The sequence below is a fragment of the Streptomyces sp. ActVer genome, from assembly GCF_027270795.1.
In the GTDB taxonomy this organism is placed as follows: domain Bacteria; phylum Actinomycetota; class Actinomycetes; order Streptomycetales; family Streptomycetaceae; genus Streptomyces; species Streptomyces umbrinus_A.
In genome coordinates this window covers 1-20,442 of the sequence record NZ_JAPWHT010000162.1, presented here as the reverse complement: position 1 = coordinate 20,442, position 20,442 = coordinate 1, and the positions used below count along the sequence as shown (strand labels likewise).

At 70.7% G+C, this 20,442-nt stretch carries 17 protein-coding genes and 1 pseudogene; 12 read left to right on the top strand and 6 right to left on the bottom strand.

All coding sequences use genetic code 11. The annotated features are described in order from the left end of the window. Both O3Q52_RS25385 and O3Q52_RS25380 read left to right on the top strand, forming a co-directional pair. Positions 1-197 (top strand): annotated as a pseudogene (locus O3Q52_RS25385) (ABC transporter); the annotation flags it as partial. Continuing rightward, positions 194-973: an ABC transporter permease gene (locus O3Q52_RS25380; RefSeq protein ID WP_269651059.1), complete on the top strand. Its 780-nt coding sequence runs from the start codon at positions 194-196 to the stop codon at positions 971-973. The pseudogene O3Q52_RS25385 and the gene O3Q52_RS25380, both read left to right, overlap by 4 nt. A 99-nt stretch (positions 974-1,072) precedes the next feature. Here O3Q52_RS25380 and O3Q52_RS25375 read toward each other — a convergent pair whose 3' ends face one another. Then, on the bottom strand, positions 1,073-1,915 hold the full coding sequence (locus O3Q52_RS25375; RefSeq protein ID WP_269651058.1) for a siderophore-interacting protein: 843 nt from the start codon (positions 1,913-1,915) through the stop codon (positions 1,073-1,075). Positions 1,916-2,024: 109 nt separating this feature from the next. Further along, entirely contained in the window at positions 2,025-2,972 is a 948-nt protein-coding gene (locus O3Q52_RS25370) for a 5'-3' exonuclease (protein ID WP_269651061.1), read from the bottom strand. Between the two features lie 278 nt (positions 2,973-3,250). On the opposite strand from O3Q52_RS25370, the gene O3Q52_RS25365 reads away from it, so the two are divergent. The 4 genes from O3Q52_RS25365 to O3Q52_RS25350 all read left to right on the top strand — a co-directional run bounded on the left by O3Q52_RS25365 (position 3,251) and on the right by O3Q52_RS25350 (position 8,631). Then, a complete protein-coding gene (locus O3Q52_RS25365; protein ID WP_269651057.1) occupies positions 3,251-4,339 on the top strand; it encodes a glycine betaine/L-proline ABC transporter ATP-binding protein in 1,089 nt (362 codons plus the stop codon). Then, positions 4,332-6,947 carry an ABC transporter permease/substrate binding protein gene (locus tag O3Q52_RS25360; RefSeq protein ID WP_269651056.1) on the top strand — a complete coding sequence of 872 codons (2,616 nt, stop codon included), beginning with the start codon at positions 4,332-4,334 and terminating at the stop codon, positions 6,945-6,947. The genes O3Q52_RS25365 and O3Q52_RS25360 overlap by 8 nt, the downstream gene beginning before the upstream one ends. Before the next feature lie 375 nt (positions 6,948-7,322). After that, a complete protein-coding gene (locus O3Q52_RS25355) occupies positions 7,323-7,889 on the top strand; it encodes a helix-turn-helix domain-containing protein (protein ID WP_143635589.1) in 567 nt (188 codons plus the stop codon). Between the two features lie 22 nt (positions 7,890-7,911). After that, the gene (locus tag O3Q52_RS25350) at positions 7,912-8,631 is read left to right on the top strand and encodes a helical backbone metal receptor (protein ID WP_269651055.1); all 720 of its coding nucleotides are present in this window, start codon (positions 7,912-7,914) and stop codon (positions 8,629-8,631) included. On the opposite strand, the gene O3Q52_RS25345 is transcribed toward O3Q52_RS25350, so the two are convergent. Then, entirely contained in the window at positions 8,558-9,760 is a 1,203-nt protein-coding gene (locus O3Q52_RS25345; protein WP_269651054.1) for a TDT family transporter, read from the bottom strand. The genes O3Q52_RS25350 and O3Q52_RS25345 overlap by 74 nt on opposite strands. A gap of 70 nt (positions 9,761-9,830) precedes the next feature. Between O3Q52_RS25345 and O3Q52_RS25340 the strand changes: the two genes are divergently transcribed. Together O3Q52_RS25340 and O3Q52_RS25335 are read left to right on the top strand one after the other, a co-directional pair. Then, positions 9,831-10,781, top strand: coding sequence for a LysR family transcriptional regulator (locus tag O3Q52_RS25340; RefSeq protein WP_269651053.1), 951 nt, complete (start codon positions 9,831-9,833; stop codon positions 10,779-10,781). Positions 10,782-10,949: 168 nt separating this feature from the next. Next, positions 10,950-11,936 carry a phosphotransferase family protein gene (locus tag O3Q52_RS25335; protein WP_269651052.1) on the top strand — a complete coding sequence of 329 codons (987 nt, stop codon included), beginning with the start codon at positions 10,950-10,952 and terminating at the stop codon, positions 11,934-11,936. Here the strand turns inward: O3Q52_RS25335 and O3Q52_RS25330 are convergent. Continuing rightward, entirely contained in the window at positions 11,905-12,585 is a 681-nt protein-coding gene (locus tag O3Q52_RS25330) for a gamma-glutamyl-gamma-aminobutyrate hydrolase family protein (RefSeq protein ID WP_269651051.1), read from the bottom strand. The two genes, O3Q52_RS25335 and O3Q52_RS25330, sit on opposite strands and share 32 nt — an antisense overlap. A gap of 113 nt (positions 12,586-12,698) precedes the next feature. Next, complete coding sequence (locus O3Q52_RS25325; protein ID WP_269651050.1) at positions 12,699-13,433, bottom strand: FadR/GntR family transcriptional regulator; 735 nt, start codon at positions 13,431-13,433, stop codon at positions 12,699-12,701. A gap of 77 nt (positions 13,434-13,510) precedes the next feature. Between O3Q52_RS25325 and O3Q52_RS25320 the strand changes: the two genes are divergently transcribed. Genes O3Q52_RS25320 through O3Q52_RS25305 form a run of 4 tightly spaced genes read left to right on the top strand, consistent with a single transcriptional unit; the run spans position 13,511 to position 18,062 of the window. Further along, on the top strand, positions 13,511-14,875 hold the full coding sequence (locus O3Q52_RS25320; RefSeq protein WP_269651049.1) for a glutamine synthetase family protein: 1,365 nt from the start codon (positions 13,511-13,513) through the stop codon (positions 14,873-14,875). Positions 14,876-14,883: 8 nt separating this feature from the next. Further along, positions 14,884-16,263, top strand: a complete 1,380-nt coding sequence (locus O3Q52_RS25315) for an aldehyde dehydrogenase (RefSeq protein WP_269651048.1) — start codon at positions 14,884-14,886, stop codon at positions 16,261-16,263. Next, positions 16,260-17,051 carry a 3-oxoacyl-ACP reductase gene (locus tag O3Q52_RS25310; RefSeq protein ID WP_269651047.1) on the top strand — a complete coding sequence of 264 codons (792 nt, stop codon included), beginning with the start codon at positions 16,260-16,262 and terminating at the stop codon, positions 17,049-17,051. The genes O3Q52_RS25315 and O3Q52_RS25310 overlap by 4 nt, the downstream gene beginning before the upstream one ends. A 60-nt stretch (positions 17,052-17,111) precedes the next feature. Next, positions 17,112-18,062, top strand: coding sequence for a DUF2510 domain-containing protein (locus O3Q52_RS25305; protein ID WP_269651060.1), 951 nt, complete (start codon positions 17,112-17,114; stop codon positions 18,060-18,062). 27 nt (positions 18,063-18,089) lie between these two features. Here O3Q52_RS25305 and O3Q52_RS25300 read toward each other — a convergent pair whose 3' ends face one another. Beyond that, positions 18,090-19,292: an amino acid deaminase/aldolase gene (locus tag O3Q52_RS25300; protein ID WP_269651046.1), complete on the bottom strand. Its 1,203-nt coding sequence runs from the start codon at positions 19,290-19,292 to the stop codon at positions 18,090-18,092. Positions 19,293-20,442 lie beyond the last annotated feature (1,150 nt).

Genomic DNA, 20,442 nt, shown 5'->3' with positions numbered 1-20,442 from the left:
TGGGGGGCCGGGTCGAGGAAGCCGGTGAACGTGTCGAACCCGACGATCTTCCGGTACATGTTGGTCGGCTCGTGGCGCCGTCGCTCGACGACGTCTATCTGCGCTACGCGGGCCGCCGTTACTCCGAAGCCGAGGCCGCGGCAGCGGTCACGGCCGAGGGAACCGACGACCTCGCCCTCACGGGAGGCACCCGGTGAGCACCAACGCCCTCACCCAGACCTGGTACATGACACAGCGCCAACTGACCGCGGTACTGCGCCAGCCCGCGTACGTCGTGATGATGCTGATCCAGCCCGCGATCTGGCTCTTCCTGTTCGGCAACCTCTTCAAGGAGGTCGTCGAGCTCGGCGGCTTCGGCACGACCAGCTATCTCGACTACCTCGTACCGGGCATCGTCGTGATGAGCGCGCTCAGCTCCAACATGTGGGCGGGCATGGGCACGTTGGAGGAGATCGAGCGCGGCACGCTCAACCGGTTCCTGACCACTCCGGTCGCCCGCGGCGCCCTGATGAACGCCAACGTCGTACAGCAGGCGCTCACCACGGCCGTGCAGTCCCTGCTGATCATCCTGCTCGGCAAGCTCGGCGGCGCGGACTATCCCGGCGGGGCCGCGGGCCTGCTCGTGCTCGTCGTCGCGGCCTCACTGCTCGGCACGGTCTTCGGCGCGTTCTCGAACGCGCTCGGCATGCTGGTGCGCCAGCGGGAGTCGATCATCGGCATCAACACCTTCCTGCTGCTGCCGCTGACCTTCCTCTCCTCCGCCTTCATGGCCCCGTCCCGGATGCCCGGCTGGATGCGCACCATCGCCGACTACAACCCGCTCAACTGGGCGATGGTGGCAGGGCGTTCAGCAATGTCGGAGAACCCGGACTGGAGCGGCGTACTGACGAGGGGCGGCGCACTACTGGCCCTGGCGGTGACAGCGGTCTGGCTGTCGATCCGTACGTTCAGGTCATATCAACGCTCGGTATAGCCCCCTAAGGGGCGCGGGGCTGTGACATTTTGCGGCTCCGCCGCGTGGGCGCGACCAGCCACAACAAACCCGCAGACGACAACGAACCCGGGTCAGGACCTAGGCAACCGGCGGAGCCTCCTGCTCCGCCTCAACCTGCGCGTTCCAGTCCCGCTTCGCGGCCTGCCACCCGTCCTCGTTGTGCCCCAGCCGCCAGTACCCGGAGATGGACAGATCCTCACGGGCCACCTCGTGCTCCACGCGGAGCAGCCGCCGAAGCTCCTTCACGAACGCGGCCTCACCGTGCACGAACGCGTGCACCCGGCCCTCGGGGAACGAAAGGCCCCGCACGGCCTCGACCAGCGCCTCACCGATCGGCCGGTCGCCGCGGTGCAGCCAGACGACGTCCACATCGGAGTCGATCTTCTGTTCCTCCGCCGGCCCCGCGACCTCCACGAAGGCGTGCACCCGCGCACCGTCGGGCATCGCCTCCAGCGAGGCGGCGATCGCGGGCAGCGCGCTCTCGTCACCGGCCAGCAGATGCCAGTCCGCCTCGGCGTCGGGGGCGTACGCCCCGCCGGGGCCGAGGAACCGGACGATCTCGCCGGCCTGGACGCGCGTCGCCCACGGCCCGGCGAGACCCTCGTCGCCGTGGATGACGAAGTCGAGTGTCAGCTCGTGCAGTTCGGGGTCCCAGGCGCGCACCGTGTACGTACGCGTCACGGGCCACTGGTCGCGCGGGAACTCCTCGCGGATCCGGGCCATGTCGAAGGGCTCCGGATAGGTCACGCCCTCGGCCCCGAACAGCAGCTTGACGTAGTGGTCGGTGCTCGTGCCCGCGGTGAATTCGGCGAGGCCGTCGCCGCCGAGGACCACACGCTGCATGTGCGGCGTGAGTCGCTCCGTGCGGATCACGCTCGCGGCGTGGGGCTTGGGAACCCTCCGTGCCGGACGCTCTGCCATGACAGCCTCCCGAAGTTCGCTTAGGCTTGCCTAAGTTAGCACCTCACTGCCCCCTGGCGCCCCCTTCTTGAGAACCCGATTACCGTTCCGTGGGAATCGAATTGCTGCTTCACCCGTGGAGTGTCGTCAGCAGGCGCGCCAGCGAACCACCCAGGCCCCAGCGTGTCGCGAGCTCATCCAGAGCCGCCGGATCCCGCGGCGTGTGGGGCAGCGCGGTGGTCACGTCCGGCAAGGGTACGTCTCCGGCCACCCGGACGACCTTGGGCGCGACGGCGAGGTACGGCCGGGACTCGTCGAGACGCTTGCGCTGGGACGGTGTGAGCTTGGCCTTCGGGTCGTCGACCGCAGCCATGATCCCGGCCAGGTCGCCGAACTCGGCCAGCAGCTTGGCGGCCGTCTTCTCGCCGATGCCCGGCACGCCCGGCAGGCCGTCGCTCGGGTCGCCGCGCAGCAGTGCCAGATCCGCGTACCCTCCGCCGTCGACGCCGTACTTCTCGCGCAGCCAGGTCTCGTCCGTGAGCTGGAGCATGCCGACGCCCTTGAGCGGGTACAGCACGCGCACCTCCCGCTTGTCGTCGACCAGTTGGTACAGGTCGCGGTCGCCCGTGACGATGTCGACCGGGCCCGTGGCGCGGCCGGCGAACGTCCCGATCACGTCGTCCGCCTCGTACCCCTCGACGCCCACGCGTGCGATGCCCAGCGCGTCCAGGACCGCCTCGATGACCGGCACCTGGGGCGAGAGGGTGTCGGGCACCTCCTCCTCGTCCGGGCCGGTCTCGGTCTCCTGGGCGACGCGATGCGCCTTGTAGGAGGGGATCAGGTCGACCCGCCACTGGGGCCGCCAGTCCGCGTCCATGCAGGCGACGAGGTCGTCCGGGTGGTGGTCCTTGACCAGCCGGTCGATGAACTCCAGCAGGCCCCGCACGGCGTTCACCGGTGTGCCGTCCGGGGCCCGCACGGAATCCGGGACCCCGAAATAGGCCCGGAAGTACAGCGAGGCGGTGTCGAGGAGCATGGTTCGCCGGGGCTGCTGCGTCTGCTGCGTCACGCCTCGCATCATGCCGTACGCCGCTGACAGTCACCGGTAGTCACCGGCCGGCGCGGAGAGTGAGCGAATGCGAGTGCCCGCACCGTCCGGATGTAAACGCCTTGTGAACTGGGACACGGTCGCGTTTGCGCCATCAAGGCGGGGGCAGGCGCCGAGCCGGAGCGAACCCGGTCGCATTTTCAACCACATCTGACATATGCGCACCGGACGAGCGGGCGGAACCCGCGTCGCTCCACGGCCCGCCGGCGGGGGAGGCGGGCCGTCTTCGTTCGACCCGAGAGGTACTTGTGTCATCCAGGCTGCAGGCGGAACAGCTCTACAAAGTGTTCGGCAGACGACCCGGCGAGGCGGTCGAGCGACTGCGCGGGGGAGCCGACCGTGAGGAACTGCGCGCGGACGGCACCACGGCCGCGGTGATCGACGCGTCGTTCACGGTCGAACCGGGCGAGATCTTCGTCGTCATGGGCCTGTCGGGATCCGGCAAGTCCACCTTGCTGCGCATGCTCAACGGACTCCTGGAGCCGACCGCGGGACGCGTGGTCTTCGACGGGCAGGACCTGACCGCGCTCAACGACCGTGAGATGCGCGAGGTGCGCTCCAAGAAGGTCAGCATGGTCTTCCAGCACTTCGCGCTCTTCCCGCACCGCAGCGTCCTGGAGAACGCCGCGTACGGCCTGGAGGTGCAGGGACTGCCGCGCGCCGAGCGCGAGGAGCGCGCCACCAAGGCCCTGGTGCTGGCCGGCCTCGCCGGCTGGGAGACGTCCTGGCCCGACGAGCTGTCCGGCGGTATGCAGCAGCGCGTGGGCCTCGCCCGGGCGCTCGCCACCGACGCCGACCTGCTGCTGATGGACGAGTCCTTCAGCGCGCTCGACCCGCTGATCCGGCGCGACATGCAGGACCAGCTGATCGAGCTCCAGAAGAAGCTCAAGAAGACCATCGTCTTCATCACCCACGACCTGAACGAGGCCATGCGCCTGGGCGACCGCATCGCCGTCATGCGCGACGGCCGCATCGTCCAGATCGGCACCGCCGAGGACATTCTCGTCCGCCCCGCGAACGACTACGTCGCCTCCTTCACGAAGGACGTCGACCGCTCCCGGGTCCTCACCGCGACCTCCGTCATGGACACGGAGCTGCGCGGCGACGAGGCCGACTGCGGCTGCGAGACCGCCAGGCCCGACTCCTCGTTCGGCGAGCTGTGCGCCATCAGCGCGCGGCTCACGCACCCCGTGGCGGTCGTCGACAAGAAGGGCAAGCTGGTCGGTGTCGTGCCCCGGCAGCGGCTCGTCGGCTTCCTCGGCGACGAACAGGGCGAACCAGTGCCCTGCGACACACCGCGCGACAAGACCGTCAAGGCGGTGAAGGCCGGTGCCTAGGATCCCCTTCGGCGACTGGGTCAACGACACGGTCGACTGGCTGCTCGACCACATGGCGTGGCTCTTCGACTTCCTGAAGACCGTCTTCCAGGGCACCTACGACGTCATCAACGACGTCCTTCAGGCGCCCGAACCCCTTCTCCTCGCGGGCATCTTCGCGGTCATCGCGTTCTGGCTGCGCGGCACGTCCGCCGGTGTCCTCGCCTTCGTGGGATTCGCCTTCATCGACTCCCTCGAACTGTGGGAGAACGCGATGGTGACCCTGTCGCTGGTCCTCGTGGCGACGATCATCGCGCTCGTCGTCTCCGTGCCCGTCGGCATCTGGGCGGCACGCTCGGACCGCGTCAGCGGCATCGTCCGCCCCGTGCTCGACCTCATGCAGACGATGCCCGCGATGATCTACCTCATCCCGGCGATCCTGTTCTTCGGCACCGGCGGACCCGCGGGCATCGTGGCCACCCTGATCTTCGCCCTGGCACCGGGCGTCCGTATGACGGAACTGGGCATCCGCCAGGTCGACAAGGAACTGGTCGAGGCCGCCGACGCGTTCGGCACCACCCCCGGCAACATCCTGCTGCGCGTCCAGCTCCCGCTGGCACTGCCCACCGTCATGGCCGGCGTCAACCAGGTCATCATGCTGGGCCTGTCCATGGCCGCCATCGCGGGCATGGTCGGCACCGGTGGCCTCGGCGGTGACGTGAACGAGGCGATCGGCCAGCTCAACGTCGGCCTCGGCGCCGAGGCGGGCATAGCCATCGTCATCCTCGCCATCTACCTGGACCGCATGACCAGCGCCCTGGGCACCCAGGTCTCGCCGCTCGGCCGCCGCACCGCCGCCAAGCTGCGTGCCGCACAGGGCCTGAAGATCTGGTCCTACCGCCCCCGGCCCTCCGTGGCCGTCATCGGCGTCGTCGTCCTCGCGCTCGTCGCGGGCGGCATGGGCATCTTCGGCTCCGGCGACAGCGAGCCCACCGCGTCCGACGGCGGGAACGTCGGCCAGGGCAAGAAGGTCAGCATCGGCTACATCCCCTGGGACGAGGGCGTCGCCTCCACCTTCCTCTGGAAGGAGATCCTGGAGCAGCGCGGCTTCGAGGTCGAGACCAAGCAGTTCGACGCCGGCCCCCTCTACACCTCGCTCGCCCAGGGCGACATCGACTTCCAGACCGACTCCTGGCTGCCGGTCACACACGAGCAGTACTGGAAGAAGTACGGCAAGCAGCTCGACGACCTGGGCTCCTGGTACGGCCCGACGTCCCTGGAGCTGAGCGTGCCCGCCTACATGAAGGGCATCGACTCCCTGGAGGACCTCAAGGGCAAGGCGGGCGAGTTCGACGGCAAGATCACCGGCATCGAGTCCAGCGCCGGAATGATGGGCCTGCTCAAGACCAAGGTCCTCAAGGAGTACGGGCTCGACAAGGAGTACAAGGTCGTCGACAGCTCCACGCCGGCGATGCTGGCCGAGCTGAAGCGCGCGTACGCCAAGAAGGAGCCGTTCGTCGGCACGCTCTGGTCGCCGCACTGGGCGTACAGCGAGTACAAGCTGAAGAAGCTCAAGGACCCGAAGGGTGCCTGGGGCAAGGGCGACGGCGTGCACACGCTCTCCCGCAAGGGCTTCGCGCAGGACAATCCGGTCGTCGCCAAGTGGCTCAAGAGCTTCAAGATGACCGAGAAGCAGCTCACCGGCCTTGAGGCGGACATCAACAAGGCCGGCAAGGGCAAGCAGCAGGACGCCGTGCGCACCTGGCTGAAGAGCAACCCCGGTGTCGTCGACAAGCTGGCCCCGGTCGAGAAGTCCTCCTCCGGCACCCCGGCCGAGGCGAAGCGCACCGTCGACGTCGCCTGGTTCCCCTGGGACGAGGACGTCGCCGTCACCTACCTGTGGAAGGACGTCCTGGCCCGGCGCGGCTACAAGCTGAACCTGAAGCAGATGGACGTCGGCCCGGTCTACACGGGCCTGGCCACCGGTGACATCGACCTCAACTTCGACGCCTGGCTGCCGTACGCGCAGGCGAACTACTGGGACAAGCACAAGAACAACCTGCGGGACCTCGGCACCTGGTACGAGCCGACCTCCCTGGAGATCGCGGTGCCCTCGTACGTGAAGGACGTCAAGTCCCTCGCCGACCTCAAGGGCAAGGGCGATCTCTTCAAGGGGAAGATCATCGGCATCGAACCGGGTACCGGCGAGATGAACCTAGCCAAGACGAAGGTCCTGCCCGGCTACGGCCTGGACAAGGAGTACGAGATCGTCGACGGCTCCACGCCCGCGATGCTGGCCGAGCTGAAGCGCGCGTACGCCAAGAAGGAGCCCGTCGCCGTCACGCTCTGGTCGCCGCACTGGGCCTACAGCGAGTACGAGCTGACGAAACTCGCGGACCCGAAGAAGACGTTCGGTGAGGGCAACACGATCCGGACCATCTCCAGCAAGAAGTTCCCTGAGCAGTACCCGCAGCTCACGAAGTGGATCAAGAACTTCAAGATGAGCGAGGACGAGCTCGGCAGCCTGGAGAGCGAGATCAAGGACCGTGGCCAGGGCAAGGAGGAAGAAGCTGTCTCCGCTTGGCTGAAGGAGCACCCGGACATGGTGGAACGGATGACTCCGCAGTAGACACGTCCCCAGTAGGGGCCTCCGCGAGGGGTGGGCAGCGCCATACGGCGAGGCCCACCCCTCGCGGCGTTACCCGTGCATACGACCCGGGCATGGGCCGCGCCGACTTTCCGGCACCGTCCGCACGCCCCGACAACCGCGCCGGCTCTCCCACCGGCGCGAACCGTGACGGTCGGTCACGCGATCGGTGCGGCGATGTTTACAGCGATGTGACGGGCGCATGAAACGGTTTGCCGAACACCCGTAGGGTGCAGACAAGACATCAGGAACTCGCGAGAAATTGGCGTGTACGTACAACGAACGTGCCGCCACCGCACCGCACCGCACGCATGCACCGAGCAGCGCACCGACGACGCACAGGGGGGAGCCGAGGCGATGGACGAAAACAAGGAGACCCTTCGAGTGGGCGCGGCCGTCAGGCGGCGGCGCCGTGCACTGGAGCTCACCCTCGCCGTCGTCGCCGAGCGCAGCGGCCTGTCGGTGCCGTTCTTGAGCCAGGTCGAGAACGAGCGGGCGCGGCCCAGCATGCGTTCCCTCCAGCGGGTCGCGGACGCCCTGCACACCACGTGTGTCGAACTCCTCGCCGCCGCCGACCCGGCGCGCAGCGTCGACGTGGTGCGCGCGGACGACTCCGAGTTCACCCACGAGCCCCGAGTGCGCCCCCTGGTGCGCGGTCACCACCAGTTGCACGCAATGGAGTTCTCCGGCGACCATGACGCCGGCCGCGAATTCCAGCACCGCAACGACGAGTTGATGTACGTGGCCGACGGCGCCGTCGAGGTCGAGGCGGAGGGCCGCGCGTACCGACTGGGCCGCGGCGACACACTGCACCTGACGGGCGGCGTACGGCACCGGTGGCGGGCGACCGACGCGGACACCCGCGTGCTCATCGTCGCGGTCGCGGACCACATCGAGGCCGTGGAGGACGATCCACGCCGATGACCGTCATCCGGAGTACTCGGCCATGAGAGTGGTGTCACTCGTCCCGTCGCTCACCGAGGCCGTAGCCGTGTCCGCGCCGGGCGTCCTGGTCGGGGCGACCGACTGGTGCAGCCACCCGGCCGGCCTCGACGTCGTACGCGTCAAGGGCACCAAGAACCCGGACGTCGAGCGGATCGTCGCCCTCGCGCCCGACCTGGTGATCGCCAACGAGGAGGAGAACCGCGAACCCGACCTGACCGCCCTGCGGGAAGCGGGACTCGACGTGCTCGTCACCGAGGTACGGGACGTGCCGGGGGCCTTCCGGGAACTGGACCGGGTGGTCCGCGCGTGCGGACTCCCGACGCGGCCGCGGTGGCTGGACGAGGCCGAGGAGGCCTGGCTGGACCCGCCCCGCCCGGAGAGGCGCCTGCGCGCCGCCGTACCGATCTGGCGGCGGCCCTGGATGGTGGTCGGACGGGACACGTTCGCCGGGGACGTGCTGGCGCGGCTGGGCGTCGACAACGCTTACGCGAGCCATGCCGAACGCTATCCGCGTGTCCCGGTCGACGAGCTGCGTGCCGCCTGCCTCGACCTGGTCGTGCTGCCCGACGAGCCGTACCGCTTCACGAGCGACGACGGCCCGGAGGCGTTCCCGGGGCTGCCCTGCGCGCTGGTGGGCGGGCGCCATCTCACGTGGTACGGGCCGTCGTTGGCGCAGGCACCGCGAGTGCTCGGCGAGGCGCTGCGAGCAGCCGTCCGCTGACCAGGCCGCGGGCCGTGCGGACGGAGGCCACCGCCCAGGCCGCGAGGAGCAGGGCGTACAGGGCGACCGTGAGCCCGTCGTAGACGACGAGTCCGGTGTGCCGGGCCAGCCCCTCGGCGCCCGTGACACACGTACCGACCGGGAAGGTGAACGCCCACCAGGTCATGCCGAAGACCATGCCCCGGCGGCGGGCCCGCAGCACCAGGGCGGCGGCCAGTGCCAGCCAGAGCAGCGCGAAACCCATCACCGGGACGCCGTAGAGCACCGGCAGGATCCCGAATCCCTGGTCGTACGGCGCGGGCACCACACCCGGGGCGGCCACGGCGAACTTGTCGACGGCCGTAGTGGACTGGCCCAGCGGGCCCAGGACCAGGAACAGGGTCGGAGTGAGCGCGAGCGGCAGCGGGCCGCCCGTGACGAGGCGGGCGAAGATCATCGGCAGCATCACGAGCGTGGCCAGCAGGCTGAGACCGAACATCGCGAAGCAGGCGAGCAGCAGCGTCTCGCGGGGCTGGCCGGCCGGGAGATGCGGTACGAGCAGGGGGCCGAGTGCCGCGGAGACCATCGGTGCGACGAGGGGGAGCAGCCACACCGGGGTGGCCTGGGACGGGTCCACCCGGTGGCGCACGACCATCAGGTACGGGACGGCCACCGCCGCCGCCAGGCCGATCAGCGTGCCCGTGGAGAAGAGCACGACGTCCAGGGCGACCGCCGGCCGGGTGCCGATCCAGTCCCGCCCGACCACCAGGGCGCCGCCGCCCACGGCCAGCAGGGCCATGGACAGGCAGCCGTAGAAGGGTGCCATCGACGGGTCCAGGAGGTGGGCGCGGGCCTGGTCCCTGTGATGCGTCCAGTGGACCGTCCGGGCGGCGAGGAGGGCGATGAGCATGGCCAGGGCGAGTGCCCAGACAGCGGTGCAGAACGTGCGGAGGCCCGGGACGTCGAACGGGAGGCCCGCGCCTGCGGTGGCCACGATCGCCGTGCCCATCACCGGGGCGTACCAGTTCGGGCCGAGGTGGCGGAAGGGGGATGACTTCGCCTCTGCCTCCGCGTTTGCCCTTGTGGGGCGGCCGGGGTTGGCATGGCTGCTGTTGTCCGTGGTGGCGGTGAGCGGGTGGGCTGTGGCCATGAGTTCACCGTGCCTCGGTGGGGGACGGCTCACCAGGGAGTGCCGGTCTATGAGGGCATAAGGTGGGCTTATGAGTCGGGATGACGGGACGGGTGACCAGGGGGTTCGCGAGACGGCGTCCATACCGGTGGGTGGGCTGTCGCATCGGGTCCCCGATCTGGGTGCGCTGGAGCTGCTGCTCGCCGTGGCGCGGCTCGGGAGCCTCGGGCGGGCCGCCCGCGAGACCGGGATCACGCAGCCGGCCGCCAGCAGCCGGATCCGGTCCATGGAACGGCAACTGGGGGTCGCCCTGGTCGACCGCTCGCCCACCGGGTCGCGGCTCACCGACGCGGGGGCGCTGGTGACGGACTGGGCCCGGCGGGTGGTCGAGGCCGCGGAGGCATTCGACGCGGGGGCGCAGGCGCTGCGGGACCGGCGGGACTCCCGGCTGCGGGTCGCGGCGAGCATGACGATCGCCGAGTACCTGCTGCCCGGGTGGTTGCTCGCGCTGCGGGCACAGCGGCCGGACACCGCGGTGTCGCTGATCGCCGGCAACTCGACGGTCGTGGCCGAGCGGGTCCTCTCCGGCGAGGCGGACCTCGGCTTCGTGGAGGGGGTGTCCGTGCCGAGCGGGCTGGACTCCGTAGTGATCGCCCACGACCGGCTGATCGTGGTCACCGCACCCGGGCACGCGTGGGCCCGTAGGCGGCGGGCGCTCGACGCGGGGGAGTTGGCGGGGGCGCCGTTGATCCTGCGGGAGGAGGGGTCGGGGACACGGCAGGTGCTGGACGCGGCGCTCGGCGGGCTGGCCCGCCCTCTGATTGAGCTCTCGTCCACGACAGCGGTGAAGGCGTCTGCGGCTTCGGGGGCGGGACCGGCGGTTCTGAGCGAGCTGGCGTTGGGGGAGGAGCTGTCAGCTCGTCGGCTCGTCGAGATTCCTGTGGAGGGGGTTCGACTGAGCAGGGATCTGCGGGCTGTCTGGCCGGTGGGGCATCGGCCTACGGGACCGGCGCGGGACTTGTTGACGCTGACGCGGTCGTAGGGGCGCGGGGCCGCGACACTTGCGGCTCCGCCGCTGGGGCGCGACTGGCCCCTACCCGTACAGGACACCCCAACCGAGGCGCCCCCCTAACCCGGACAGCGCCCCCGTAGTACCCGCGGTGGGAAATGTGGTGGCGACGGGGCGCGCCGCCGACGGACGATGCGGGGCATGACGATGAGCGCACCGCCGGCGACAGGCGTCCGCGTCCCGTGGGGAGCGGTCCCCGAGTCGGTGAGGCAAGCCGTCGCGGACCTGCTCGGCGCCCCCGTCGTGGAAGCGGTCACGCAGACCGGCGGATTCTCGCCGGGACCGGCCGTGCGGGTGAGGACCGCGGACGGCCGACGGGGATTCGTGAAGGCCGTCAGCTCCGAGGCGAACCCGGACAGCCCGGACATGCACCGACGCGAAGCGAGGAACGCGGCCGCCCTGCCGGCCGGGACCCCCGCACCGAGGCTTCTCGGAATGCACGACGACGGGAACTGGGTGGCGCTCGTCTTCGAGGACATCGACGGGCGGCAGCCCCGTGTGCCTTGGGACGAGGGGGAGTTGGCGCGCGTTCTCGACGCCGTGGGGGAGCTCAGTCGCACGCTCACGCCGTCCCCCGTGGACGTCCCGCCGGTCGGAGAGTCCCTCGCGGGGGCCTTCCGGGGCTGGCAGAAGATGCCGGACACGGGGCACGGGGCCGGTGACAGGAGCGAGGGCCTCGACCCCTGGACCGTACGGAATCTTCCCGCGCTCGCCGAACTCGCCGCACCCTGGGCCGAGTTCGCCTCGGGCGACACCCTCGCCCATGGCGACCTCCGCGCCGACAACATCCTCCTCACGGCCCCGGAGAACGCACCGCATCGTGTGCTCTTCGTCGACTGGCCGCACGCCCAGCTGGCCGCTCCCTGGTTCGACCTCCTGGTGATGCTGCCGTGCGTCCGCGCACAGGGCGGCCCCGATCCCGAAGTGCTGTTCACCGAGCACCCGTTGGGGAGGGCGGCGGACCCGGCCGGGGTGACGGCCACCTTGGCCGCGCTGGCGGGATACTTCGTCCGGCAGTCGCGGCGGCCCGCGCCGCCCGGCCTGCCCACACTCCGCGCGTTCCAGCGGGCCCAGGGCGACGCCGCCCTCGAATGGCTCAGGAAGCGGCTTGGACCAGGCCCGTCATGACCCGGGTGTCCTGGCCCATCTCGGGGTGCCACTGGACGCCCAACGCCCAGTCGGGGCCGGGGAGTTCGATTGCCTCGACCGTGCCGTCCGTCGCGTGGGCGGAGGGGGCGAGGCCCGTGCCCAGGCGGTCCACCGACTGGTGGTGGTAGGTCGGTACGGAGGTTTCCTCGGGGATCAAGGTGGCGTAGAGGGAGCCCGGGACCGGCTTCACCGTGTGGTGGCCGAAGACTCCTACGGATTCGATGTGGTCGTCGATGTGCTGGACGAGGGTTCCGCCGAGCGCCACGTTCAGGAGTTGCATTCCGCGGCAGATTCCGAGGAGGGGTGTGCCGGAGGTCAACGCGGCGTCGATCAGGGCGAGTTCCCAGGTGTCGCGGGCGCGGGCCTCGGGGCCGCACCGTGGGTCGCGGGCGGCGCCGTAGCGGGACGGGTCCACGTCGGGGCCGCCGGCGATCACCAGGCCGTCGAGTCGGGCCACGGTCTCGGCCGCGCGGGTGGGTTCGTCCGGTGGCAGCATCGCCGCCAGGCCGCCCGCCGACTGGACCAGGCGCGGGTAGCCGGCCGGCAGCAGTGCCGCTTCCAGTTCCCATACGCCCCAGCGGGCGGTCTCCAGGTAGGTGCTGACTCCGATGAGCGGTCTGCCTGCCATCCCCACGCTCCCTGTTTCTCGTGCGCCCCTCGGGAGGAGGCTAATAGACCGACCCCATACCTTTACAGGGGTGACTTGACTGGATCTTGTGTGAGACCGCCTCGCACGGGTTCCTATGCCAGGAAGCCGCGCAGGAGTGCCGCCGTGCCCGCGCAGTGTTCGCGCATCATTTCCCGGGCTCCGTCCGCGTCCCCGTCCAGCACCGCCTCGACCAGCGCCTCGTGCTGGCGCTGCGAGTGCTCCAGGTTCCGGACCAGGAGGGGGATGCAGTCGAGCAGGTCGTTCACGGTGGCGCGTACCGCCGCGTACTGGGCGGTGAGCGTCGGTGAACCGCACAGCTCGGCGAGGGTGAGGTGCAGGAGGGTGTCCAGGCGGCGGTAGTCCGCCAGGGGGGCGTCCTGGGTGCGGGCCAGGGCCTCGCGCAGGCGGGCCGACTGGGCGGGGGACAGGCCGTGTGCGGCGCAGAGGCCCGCCGCGCCCACCTCCAGGACCTCGCGGAAGCGCAGCACGTCCTCTATGTCGACCTCGTCGATCCGGCGGCGCAGCTCCGCCTCGCCGGGGGCGTCGGTTCGGGGGAGGACGAACGTACCGCCGTAGCGGCCGCGTCTCGACTCGACCAGGCCCTGGTCCTGGAGGACCTTCAGGACCTCGCGCAGCGTCACCCGGCTGATCCCGAGCCGGTCCGCCAACTCCCTTTCCGCAGGCAGCCGTTCGCCCCCGGGGACCAGGCCGAGCCGGACGACCTGGAGGATCTGCTCCAGGGCCTCCTCGAAGCCGTTGCCCGCGCGCACCGGGCGCAGCACCGGCGTCAACCGGTCGTTCAGTTCGTGTGGATCCGGCTGCGACATCTGGCCGTGCCCCCTTCCCAAGCAATGGTTCTCGGCAATACCTTATGGCTCTCGGCTGACCGAAGGAGGCATTTCCCGTGGCAGACCGCACACCACCCCTCAGTGTCGAGGAGCTGCACGCCCTCGTCGCGAGCGGGGAGATCGACACGGTCGTCCTGGCCTTCCCGGACATGCAGGGGCGGCTCCAGGGCAAGCGGTTCGCCGCGCGTTTCTTCCTCGACGAGGTCCTGCACCACGGTACGGAGGGCTGCAACTACCTCCTCGCCGTCGACACCGACATGAACACCGTCGACGGGTACGAGATGTCGTCCTGGGAGCGTGGCTACGGCGACTTCGCCATGCATCCGGATCTGGGCACGTTGCGTCGTGTTCCATGGAACGCGGGTACGGCGATGCTCATCGCCGACCTCGCCTGGGACAACGGCTCGCCCGTCGTGGCCGCGCCCCGCCAGATCCTCCGGCGCCAGCTGGAGCGGCTCGCCGAGCACGGGTTCACCGCGCAGGTGGGCACCGAGCTGGAGTTCATCGTCTTCAAGGACACGTACGAGCAGGCCTGGGACGCGAACTATCGGGGACTCACGCCCGCCAATCAGTACAACATCGACTATTCGGTGCTCGGGACCGGGCGGATCGAGCCCCTGTTGCGCAGAATCCGCAACGAGATGGGCGCCGCCGGGCTGATCGTCGAGTCCGCCAAGGGTGAGTGCAATCCCGGGCAGCACGAGATCGCGTTCAAGTACGACGAGGCCCTGGTCACCTGCGACCAGCACGCCATCTACAAGACCGGGGCCAAGGAGATCGCCTCCCAGGAAGGTGTCTCGCTCACCTTCATGGCCAAGTACAACGAGCGCGAGGGCAACTCCTGTCACATCCACCTCTCGCTCGCCGACGCCGACGGCACGAATGTGATGGCGGGCGACGGGGCGGGCGGGATGTCGCAGGTCATGCGGTACTTCCTCGCCGGACAGCTCGCCGCGCTCCGGGACTTCTCGCTGCTGTACGCGCCCAACATCAACTCGTACAAGCGGTTCCAGCCCGGGTCGTTCGCGCCGACGGCCGTGGCCTGGGGGTACGACAACCGCACCTGTGCGCTGCGGGTGGTCGGGCACGGGCGCTCGATGCGGTTCGAGAACCGGCTTCCGGGCGGCGACGTCAATCCGTACCTCGCCGTCGCGGGGCTCGTCGCGGCCGGGCTGTACGGCATCGAGCAGAAGCTCGAGCTGCCGGAGGCGTGTACCGGGAACGCGTACACCTCGGGGTACGAGCACGTGCCCACCACGCTGCACGAGGCCGCCGAGATCTGGGAGAACAGCGCCATCGCCAAGGCCGCCTTCGGCGACGAGGTGGTCGCGCACTACCGCAACATGGCGCGCGTCGAACTGGACGCGTTCGACGCCGCGGTGACCGACTGGGAGCTCCGCCGCTCCTTCGAACGTCTGTGAGGCCGAAGTTGTCGCACCTGCACGAACTGGTAGTTCTCAACCCGGCGACGGAGGAGGTCATCACGACCGTCCCGGGCGCCACCCCCGAGGACGTCGACGCCGCGGTCGTACGGGCGGAAAAGGCGCAGGTCCGATGGGCCGCCCTCGCTCCCGGTGAGCGGGCCCGGCTGTTGCGTCGGTTCGCCGTCGTTGTCGATGAACATCTGGAAGAGCTCGCCCAGTTGGAGGTCCGCGAGGCCGGGCATGTCGTCGGCAACGCCCGCTGGGAGGCGGGCAACGTCCGTGATCTGCTCGACTACGCGGCCGGGGGAGTGGAGCGGCTCACCGGGCGCCAGATCCCGGTGCCGGGCGGCCTCGACATCACGATTCTCGAACCGCTGGGCGTCGTCGGAATCATCGCGCCCTGGAACTTCCCGATGCCCATCGCGGCGTGGGGCACGGCTCCGGCGCTCGCGGCGGGCAACGCGGTCATCCTCAAGCCCGCCGAGACGACCCCGCTGACGGCTCTTCGGCTCGCCGAACTCGCCCTGGTCGCGGGGCTGCCGGAGCATCTCTTCCAGGTACTTCCGGGGGCGGGCCCGATCACAGGCAACGCGCTGGTCGAACACCCCGGGGTCGCGAAGATCGTCTTCACGGGGTCAACGACCGTGGGCAAAGGGGTGTTGGCGAAGGGCTCCGCGCTTCTCAAGCGCGTCACCCTCGAACTCGGCGGCAAGAGCCCCAACATCGTCTTCGCCGACGCCGACATCGAGGCCGCCGCGGCCGCCACCCCCATGTCCTTCCTCGACAACTCCGGCCAGGACTGCTGCGCCCGCACCCGCATCCTCGTCCAGCGGTCCGTGTACGACCGTTTCCTCGAACTCCTCGCCCCGGCGATCGAGTCCGTCGTCGTCGGCGACCCGGCCGACGAGAAGACCGCCATGGGCCCGTTGATCTCCGAGTCCCAGCTGGAGCGCGTACGGTCGTACGCCACCGATGACTTGAGCGGCATCCGGGGTACCGCCCCCGAAGGCCCCGGTTTCTGGTTCCCGCCCACCGTCCTGACCGGAATCGAGTCCCACGCGCGCGTGGCCGTCGAGGAGGTCTTCGGACCGGTCGCCGTGGTCCTCCCCTTCGAGGACGAGGCCGACGCGATCCGCCTCGCCAACGCCACCGAGTACGGCCTGTCCGGTTCCATCTGGACCCGGGACGTGGGCCGTGCCCTGCGCGTGTCGAGTGCCGTCCGCGCTGGGAACCTGTCCGTCAACTCCCACTCCAGCGTCCGCTACTGGACCCCCTTCGGCGGCTTCAAGCAGTCGGGCATCGGCCGCGAACTCGGCCCGGACGCCCTGGCCGCCTTCACCGAAACCAAGAACGTCTTCATCAGCACGGAGGGCCCCGCACAGTGAGCGCATCGACCGACGACATCATCTGCCGCCGCCTGGCCGGCCGTACCGCCGTCATCACCGGGGCCGGCAGCGGCATCGGCCTCGCCACCGCCCGCCGGCTCGCCTCCGAGGGCGCCCACGTGGTCTGCGGCGACGTCGACGAGACCCGCGGCAAGGCGGCCGCCGAGGAGATCGGTGGCATCTTCGTGAAGGTCGACGTCACCGACCCCGAGCAGGTCGAGGCGCTCTTCAGGACCGCGTTCGACACGTACGGGTCCGTCGACATCGCCTTCAACAACGCGGGCATCTCGCCGCCCGACGACGACTCGATCCTGGAGACGGGCCTGGAGGCCTGGAAGCGCGTCCAGGAGGTCAACCTCACGTCGGTTTACCTGTGCTGCAAGGCCGCGATCCCCTACATGCGGCAGCAGGGCAAGGGATCGATCATCAACACCGCGTCCTTCGTGGCCCGGATGGGCGCCGCGACCTCGCAGATCTCGTACACGGCCTCCAAGGGCGGAGTTCTCGCCATGTCCCGTGAACTGGGCGTGCAGTTCGCCCGTGAGGGCATCCGCGTGAACGCGCTGTGCCCCGGGCCGGTCAACACGCCCCTCCTCCAGGAACTGTTCGCCAAGGATCCGGAGCGGGCCGCGCGCCGCCTCGTACACATCCCGGTCGGGCGCTTCGCACAGGCCGAGGAGATCGCCGCGGCGGTCGCGTTCCTCGCCAGCGACGACTCCTCGTTCGTCAACGCCACCGACTTCCTGGTGGACGGCGGGATCTCTGGCGCATACGTGACCCCGCTCTAGGCCTCCGGAGGAGGCGGCCGTGTGCCGGTGGCGGGTGGCGCCTAGAGTGCCGGGATGAGCATGACGCCCCCGCCCGGGTGGTACCGGGACCCCTCCGCCCCGCACGTGGAGCGGTGGTGGGACGGGACCGCCTGGACCGAACACCGGCGCTCACCCGAGGCGACGACGCCCCAACAGCCGTACGCGCAGCCGCAGTTCACGCCTTCGACGCCGACAGTACCGCTCGGGACCGGCGTCTCCGGGGGCTCCGGACGCGCGAAGGCGATCGCGCTCACCGCCGCGGCGGTCGTGCTGGTCGCCGCGATCGTCACGGGTGCCGTCGTCCTGAGAGGGGACGACGGCGACCCGCAGACACAGACCGCGCCGACGCCCACGTCGTCCGCGCCCACGAGCGCCGAGCCCTCGCCCTCGGAGTCCAGCTCCGAACCGTCCGCCGACGACCCCTCCGTCGTCGTGGACGAGCTCAACGGCATCACCCTGCCGCTCCTCGACGGCTGGGCCAGACCCCAGAGCGTCATCGAGGCCGACATCGTGATGACCACGTCCGGGACGTACGACTGCCCCGGCGACGACGGCCTCTGCCGCCACGGCACGGTCATCTCGCGCACGGTCACCTCGAACGACGAGAAGTCCCCCGAGACCCTCGCCAAGGACGACATATCCGAGGCGGCCGACCGCGCCTACGACCGCAACAAGGTCAACCAGCGCCCCTTCCACGGCATCACCTCCCACGAGGTGGTCGAGCAGGGGTCGGTGGCGGTCGCCGGGCGCACCGGGTACTTCGTGCGCTGGCGAGTGAAGACCGAGGCGGGGCCCGGAGGTTACGTCCAGTCGATGGCGTTCCCGTCCAGCGTCGGCTCGGAGTCGATGGTCATGGTGCGGTACGCCTTCGACGCGGGCGAGGAGGGGCCGCCCCTCGCCGACATGGACCGGATCACCAAGGGGATCCGGCCGGTCGGCGACGAGGGCACGGGCGGCGGAGTGGGCAGCAGCATCGGCCCCACCGACTAACCGACGCCCTCGTGCCGGGCAGGCCGGCTACAGGAACGTGTGGCCTTCCCCGCGATAGGTCGGGACCGTTGCCGTCACCGCGTCGCCCTCCACGAGCCGCAGCACGTCGAACCGCTCGCACAGCTCCCCGGCCTTCGCGTGCCGGAACCACACCTTGTCGCCGATCAGCAGATCGTCCGCGGGCGAGCCGAGCAGCGGCGTCTGCACCTCGCCGGCCCCCTCCTGGGCGTCGTACCGCAGCCCCTCGGGCAGGTACGGCACGGGCGACCGGTCGGGGCCCGCGGCCCCCGAGGCCGGGTAGCCGCCGCCGAGGACGGTCACCACACCCACCCCCGGCCTGCGCACGACGGGCTGCGCGAAGAGCGCGGCCGGACGCCCGCTGAACGACGTGTAGTTGTCGAAGAGCCGCGGCTGGTACAGCCCGGACCCCGCCGCGATCTCGGTCACCGACTCCTCGGCCGCGGTGTGCTGGACGCTGCCCGTGCCACCGCCGTTGACGAACTCCAGGTCCGGCACGACGGCCCGGACCGCCCGCACGACGTCCGCACGGCGCTGCGCCAGCTCCTTGCGGGCCGTGGCCTGCATCAGCCGGATCGTACGCGACCGCAGCGGCCGCCCCTGCAGGGAGTCGCCGACCCCCGCGATGTGCCCCTCGTACGCCATGATCCCGACGAGCCGGAAACCGGGCCGACGAGCGACCGTACGAGCCATCTCGGCGACCTGGGCGGGGGAGTGCAGCGGCGAACGGCGGGCGCCGACCCGGACCCGGCCGCCGAGCATCTTCAGCGCGGTGTCCAACTCCAGGCACACCCGCACCTCTTCGCGTCCGCCGTCCCGGGCGTCGTCGATCAGCTTCAGCTGCGCCGGGTCGTCGACCATGACGGTCACGGCGGCCGCGAGCTTCGGATCGGCGGCGAGCTCCGCGTACGCCTTGCGGTCCGCGGACGGATACGCGAGCAGTACGTCCTCGAAACCGGAGCGCGCCAGCCACAGCGACTCGGCGAGCGTGAACGACATGATCCCGGCGAAGCCGTCCCGGGCCAGCACGCGTTCGAGCAGCGCACGGCACCGTACGGACTTGCTCGCGACGCGTACGGGCTTGCCTGCCGCCCTCCGCACGAGATCCTCCGCGTTGGCGTCGAAGGCCTCCAAGTCCACGATGGCGACGGGTGCGTCTAGGTGAGCGGTGGCCCGGTCGTAACGGGCCCGGTCTGCGGCGCGGGCAGTCATGGGCGAAGCCTGCCAGACCTGATTACCGCAGGGTAGGGGGACGTTCCGGGCAGATGCCCCGGGCCTGCCGACTGGTTCCCACTCGCACAGCGTCAACCCGTAGAGTGACGCGCACGCAAGCAGGGAACGGATCCGGAGGGGATCCTTCGGCGGGCCGGTCGCCGGGGCCGAGGAAACGGGGGGTGCATGAGCACGGAAGCGCGCCGCGCCTCCATTCCTCCTCGCCCCTCGACGCCCCCCGAGCAGCCCTCGGCGGAGAGCGGACGAGAGCAGTCCGAGGGGTCTGGGGACACGGGAGATCCGGGTACGCCGTCCGGTCGTGGCGCGGCTGAGGCGCCCGAGAGCCCGGACCGCCGGCCCGGGCACGGCTTCTTCGGCCATACGAGGCCCGGACGCGCGTCGCACGAGCCCGGGGCCGTGGGTGTTCCGCGGCGACCCGAGGTGTCCGACGCCGACGACACGGACTCTCCCACCAGGCGCGCCCCCGGAGACGCCCCGCCGAGGCCCGGCATCTCGGGAACCCGGCCGGGCTCCGGCACCCCGGGCACGTCGCACCGGCCGCACGCGTCGGACGGGACCGGCCCCCGAGGCACGTCCTCGGCCGCCTCGTCCCGCTTCCCGAACCTCCGTCCCGCCGGTGAACGGCGACACGAACCGGAGACGCCCCCGCCGCCGCCCGCTTCGGCACGCTTCCCGGACACACCGCCGCCCGACACGGGTGCCATGCCCCGCGTGGAACGGACAGGGACCCCGTCCGTCCCGCCGCGTCCGGCGACCGGCCCGCGCACTTCCCCGACGAGCCCGGAGAACACGGCTCGCCCACCACGTCCGGCCGGCGCCCCCGGCGCGACTTCGGGACGAGCCGGACAGACGACTTCGGGACGAGCCGAACAGACGGGCGTTCCGCCGCGTCCGGCGCGTGAACCCGGGGCGGCCTCAAGGACCACCGACCAGACCGATGCCCCACGGCGTCCGGCGACCGAGTCCGGGACGGGTACCGGGCGTGCCGAGCGGGCGGGTGCGCCGCCGCGTCGGGCGTCGGAGTCCGGGGCGACCGCGGGGCCTGCCGGGCGGGTCGGCTTGCCGCCGCGTCCGGCGGGGGGTCCGCACGCTCCGAGGAGGAGCGCCGAGGGGGCGGCCGCGGCCCCGC